The organism is Methanosarcina sp. 1.H.T.1A.1, assembly GCF_000979295.1.
Taxonomy (GTDB): domain Archaea; phylum Halobacteriota; class Methanosarcinia; order Methanosarcinales; family Methanosarcinaceae; genus Methanosarcina.
The window spans coordinates 1-5,378 of the sequence record NZ_JJQY01000004.1 but is presented as its reverse complement, the minus strand read 5'-3'; the positions used below and the strand labels follow the sequence as shown (position 1 = coordinate 5,378).

The 5,378-nt window shown below is 48.5% G+C and carries 2 protein-coding genes; both read right to left on the bottom strand.

Features of this window, described 5'->3' with window-relative positions:
* Positions 1 to 52: 52 nt before the first annotated feature.
* Complete coding sequence (gene uvrC / locus EO95_RS00795; protein ID WP_048131367.1) at positions 53 to 1,603, bottom strand: excinuclease ABC subunit UvrC; 1,551 nt, start codon at positions 1,601 to 1,603, stop codon at positions 53 to 55.
* 72 nt (positions 1,604 to 1,675) lie between these two features.
* Entirely contained in the window at positions 1,676 to 4,657 is a 2,982-nt protein-coding gene (gene uvrA / locus EO95_RS00790; protein WP_048131366.1) for an excinuclease ABC subunit UvrA, read from the bottom strand.
* Between the last annotated feature and the right edge of the window lie 721 nt (positions 4,658 to 5,378).

Below are 5,378 nucleotides of genomic sequence, written 5' to 3'. Positions count from 1 at the left end.
AGATGTGTATAAGAGACAGTCTCTATAGTTATACGAGACCAATGACTTTTATTTACGGGATCAGTGACTTTTGCCTGAGCAGGCGGTTGTAGTTGATTGCAAACCTGTGGGCCTCGTCCCGGATTTCCTGGATAAAGAGAGAGGCTTTTTCATCTTTTTTTATGGGGAGAGGGGACTTAAGCCCTGGCACATAAATTTCCTCTTCCCGCTTGGCAATGGAAATAATCGGGACTCTGAGCTTCAGTTTCCTGAGTTCCTGGAAAGCTGAAGAGAGCTGCCCTTTGCCCCCATCTATGATAATTAAATCAGGCATGTCGTGTTTTTCTTCAAGCAGGCGGGAATAACGCCTCCTCACAACTTCGGCAATAGAAGCGAAATCATCAATCCCTTCCACACTTTCTATTTTGAAGCGCCGGTAATTATGTTTATCAGGCCTGCCTCCCCTGAACTGCACCATCGAACCGACCGTAGCCGTGCCTGAGAGGTGGGAGATATCGAAGCACTCGATAACGTTCGGGAGTTTGGGGAGAGAGAGTTTACTCTGCAGGGCTTCGATTTTTTTTCTGTCCCCGAAAAATCCTATTTCAACATTTTTCAGGACCAGATCGAGAAGTTCTTTTTTCTCTCCCTGCTTCGGAACCGTAACCTTCACTTTCTTTCCCTTCACATGCGCCAGGAATTCTATAAGGGACTCTTCAAGAGGCTCGGGAACGATCAGTTCCTCAGGCGGATCATTCTCGGAATAATACTGCACCAGAAATTCTTCCAGAAACTCCTGCCCGAAGGCAAAGACATAGTCCTGCTTGTCTTCCAGAGTCCCTTTGTAAACCTTGAAGAGCATGAGGTAGACGGTATCATCCCTGACAATGTAGTTCAGAATGTCCTCGTCATGCTTCTTCTGCCTCTCCATATTTTGCTTTTCCTGAAGGCTTTCAAGGGCTGCAATCTCATCTCGGAGTTCCAGGGCCTGTTCAAACTGCTGCCTGGAAGCCATCTCTTTCATTTCTATTCCCATGGACTCGATAAGTTCCCTGATATTGCCTTTCAGGACAGAAGTAGCCCTTTTTACCTTTTCTCCGTACTCCTCCATGGAAATACTGCCTATGCATGGTCCGCTGCATACTCCTATGTGATAGCGGAGGCAGGCACGTACAGGCATTTTTTTACAGGTCCTGAGCTGGAAGGTTTTTCTTACGACCTCGAAGATGTAGTCCCTTTCCTTTGCAGAAACGAAAGGCCCGAAAAACTCTCCTTCTCCGGTATTTTTCCGGGAAATCACGATCCGGGGAAATTTTTCTCCGGTAAGGTGGATGCAGGCATATCGCTTTGAGTCCTTGAGGAGAATATTGTACCTGGGCCAATGCTTCTTGATCAGAGTATTCTCAAGGAGCAGGGCTTCCACCTCTGTATTTGTGACAATGAAGTCAAGGCCCCTGGCAGCTTGCACAAGGCTCGCTGTTTTAGGGTCGTGGTCCCTTTTCTGGAAATAGCTGTTCACCCTTTTTTTAAGGTCCTTTGCCTTCCCCACGTAGAGCACAACCCCGTCCTCGTCCATGTAAAGGTAGCAGCCGGGCAGGTGCGGAAGAGCATCCAGATCAATCATTTTTGAGCCTCATTGCGTTCAAATTTGGTTTACTCAAATCCGGTTTTCAGGTTTTAATTTTTCAGAAATCCTTTAAAGCGCCTGGCCTTCAAATACTTCGTCTGCTCCTTCTTCGAAGTCTTCAGGCTCTTCTTCAAGACTTTCATCCGAGTCCTCTTCGAACTCTTCAAAATCGCCCTCATAATCTTCCCCGTCCTCAAAAACTGCCTCAACAGGCTGCGCTCCCGACTCCAGGTATGAGTTCCTCTTTCCCGAAAGTCTGGGAGCAAGGAAGCGCCCGGTATAGCTTTCCGGGACCAGAGCAATTTCTTCAGGCGTACCTGTGGCAACAATCTCCCCGCCTGCGGTCCCTCCTTCGGGGCCAAGGTCGATTATATGGTCCGCTGACTTGATGACGTCCAGGTTGTGTTCGATAACGACCACAGTGTTTCCTTTTGCAACAAGGCCGTTCAGGACTGAAATCAATTTTTTAACGTCATGGAAATGCAGCCCTGTTGTGGGCTCGTCAAGAAGATAAATGGTCTTTCCTGTGCCCTTTTTTGAGAGTTCGCGGGTCAGCTTTATTCTCTGGGCTTCTCCCCCGGAGAGGGTCGTTGAACTCTGCCCGAGCTTGATGTATCCCAGCCCTACTCGCGTGAGGGTATCGAGCTTGCCTTTGATTGCAGGGATGTTCTCAAACTGCTCGGCAGCCTCTTCCACGGTCATGTCCAGGACTTCGGAAATCGATTTGCCCCTGTATTTTACCTCAAGGGTTTCCCGGTTATAACGCGTGCCCTTGCATTCTTCACATTCAATGTAAACATCAGGCAGGAAATTCATTTCAATTTTGATCAGCCCGTCTCCCTGGCAGGCTTCACAGCGCCCTCCTTTTACGTTGAAAGAAAAGCGCCCGGTTTTGTACCCACGGATTTTGGCTTCCTTTGTTTCGGCAAAAGCCTGCCTGATTGCATCAAAGACCTTGGTATAGGTCACAGGGTTCGAGCGGGGGGTCCTGCCTATGGGGCTCTGGTCGATAACAATTACCTTATCGAGCTCGGAGTCAAAAACCAGCTCGTCATATTCCCCGGGTGTCACATTTGATTTGTTGATCTTTTTCATCAGGGCTTTGTAAAGAGTATCATAGATAAGGGTAGATTTTCCGGAACCCGAAACCCCGGTAATTACCGTGAAAAGCCCTATGGGGATATTCACATCGATGTCCTTCAGGTTATTTGCCCGGCAGCCTTTCAGCCGGATGAAGGCCTCGCTCTGGCGGCGGAGAGCAGGAGGTTTTATTTGCTTTTCTCCTGAGAGGTACTTGCCTGTCAGAGACTCCGGATTTCTCTCGATTTCTGCAGGCGCCCCTTCGGCTACCACGTATCCTCCATGTATCCCTGCGCCCGGACCTATATCGAGCACATAGTCCGCAGCCCTGATAGTATCTTCGTCATGCTCTACCACGATAAGGGTGTTCCCGAGGTCCCGGAGGGTCTGCAGGGTCTGGATCAGCCGCTCGTTGTCCCTCTGGTGCAGTCCTATGGAAGGCTCGTCAAGCACGTAGAGTACACCCATGAGGTTTGAACCGATCTGTGTTGCCAGCCTGATCCGCTGGGCTTCTCCGCCGGAAAGAGTGCCTGCACCGCGGGAAAGGGTCAGGTAACCAAGCCCCACATGCTCAAGGAAACCCAGGCGGGAACGAATTTCTTTCAAGACCTGTTTTGCGATTTCCTGCTCTTTTTCCGAAAGCGTCAGGTTTTCGAAAAACCGGATACACTGGATAATGGAAAGGTCTGTTGTATCCACAATCGACTTTCCGGAGAGCTTGACTGCAAGGACCTTTTCTTTCAGGCGCTTGCCTTCACAATCCGGACAGGGGCGGACCTGCATGAACTTTTCGAGTTCTTTTCTCCGGTACTCGGACTTCGTCTGGTTATAAAGCCTCTCAGACTGCGGAAGAAGCCCTTCCCATGTGCCCTTGTGGGACCACTGGGCGTCCCCGTTCTTCATGCTCATGCTGAACTGGATTCGATCATCTGAGCCGTGCATGAGGGCGTTGTACTGCTCCGCTGAGAGGGCTTCAAGAGGGGTAAAGATGTCAAAACCGAAATGCTTTGCAACAGCTGTCAGGTGCTGGCTCCGGTAGCCGTCAAGGAAGTTCCTGTAAAGAGCAACGGCTCCGTCGGCAATGCACAGGCTTTTATCAGGAATTATGAGGTCTGGGTCGAACTCCATCTTAATCCCGAGCCCGTTACAGGCTTCACATGCCCCGAAGGGACTGTTGAAGGAAAACATCCTGGGCTGAAGTTCCTCAAAAGCCATCCCGCAGACAGGACAGGCCATGTTTGAAGAATAAAGGTGGTCTTTCCCTTCGGAATCGACGGCAATTAAGAGCCCTTCAGCTTTTCGGAGGGCATTTTCACAGGCTTCGACAAGCCTTGACCGGTCTTCGGCAGGGTCCTGGCGGTCAATTACCACTTCAATATCATGCTTTTTGTAGCGGTCAAGGGAAATTTCGTCGTCGGTCCTGTAGATTTTCCCGTTTACCCTGACCCGGGTAAAGCCTTCGCTGTTCAGGTCCCTGAAAAGCTGCTGATAAGTCCCTTTTTTCTGGCGGACGATGGGAGCGAGGATTGTAACCATTCCCTCACATTCCCTGCTGAGGCTGTCCGCGATCCTTTCTGGAGACTGGGACTCTATTTTGATATCATGAATGGGACAGTAAGGGGTCCCAACCCTTGCAAAAAGCAGCCTGAGGTAGTCATAGATTTCAGTGACGGTCCCCACCGTACTCCGGGGGTTTTTAGAGGTAGTTTTCTGCTCTATAGAGATTGCCGGAGACAGCCCTTCGATGCTGTCCACATCCGGCTTGTTCATAAGCCCGAGGAACTGCCGCGCATAAGCAGAGAGGGACTCCACGTAGCGCCGTTGCCCCTCGGCATAGATAGTGTCAAAGGCCAGGGTGGATTTCCCCGAGCCTGAGACGCCGGTGATAACGATGAATTTGTCCCGCGGGAGCTCCACGGTAATGTCTTTCAGGTTGTGTTCCCGTGCCCCTTTAACGATGATATTTTTCATATTTCTTCTCTCGGGTTTTTCTCATTAATTGGATGGATAAAGTAAGGACTTAAAAACTTTGAGTTAAGATTTTGAGGTTAAGATAAAAATAATCTGAAGCAAGAAGCAAAATCATTTTTGAAGAACTTCTCTTCACATTTTCTCTTTACATTTTCTCTTCAATGTTCGGATAATGTGTTCAGGCAGATAATTCTACGTATTATTATAAATAAGTAGTTATAAATGACCCGTGCCAGTTGTCCGGAATTCTTCCCTGCGGGACGTGTCCCGATTTTTTCAACACATATAGCAAAACGTCGATTTTTTATTAATAAAGTCATATAGCGGACTGAAAGTATTAATCAATCATTTTTTCAATTCCTTCCTGAGAAGATGAAACGCCCCATAATGAATTAATCGATTTTTTTATTTTTGCCTTTTAAACAGCTCAACCGAATACTTTCACTTTCCTGCTGACCTGCATGAATTTTTCTGAAGCCAAAATTCTGGTCGTCCCTGGCTACATGGTTGATATTCCGGGATCAGACTTCCCGGCGCGGCTAATGATTTCATTTTTATCTACTGTACGCGGGCGGGTTCAAGCGGGGCGTGGCGGGTGGAAAGAAAAAAACGTGAGATGCAATTAACGGTCATTCAGGAATAATAAAAACTAATTAAACAGGGAAGCGCATGGGATAATACCTGTCTCTTATACACATCTCCGAGCCCACGAGACGGACTC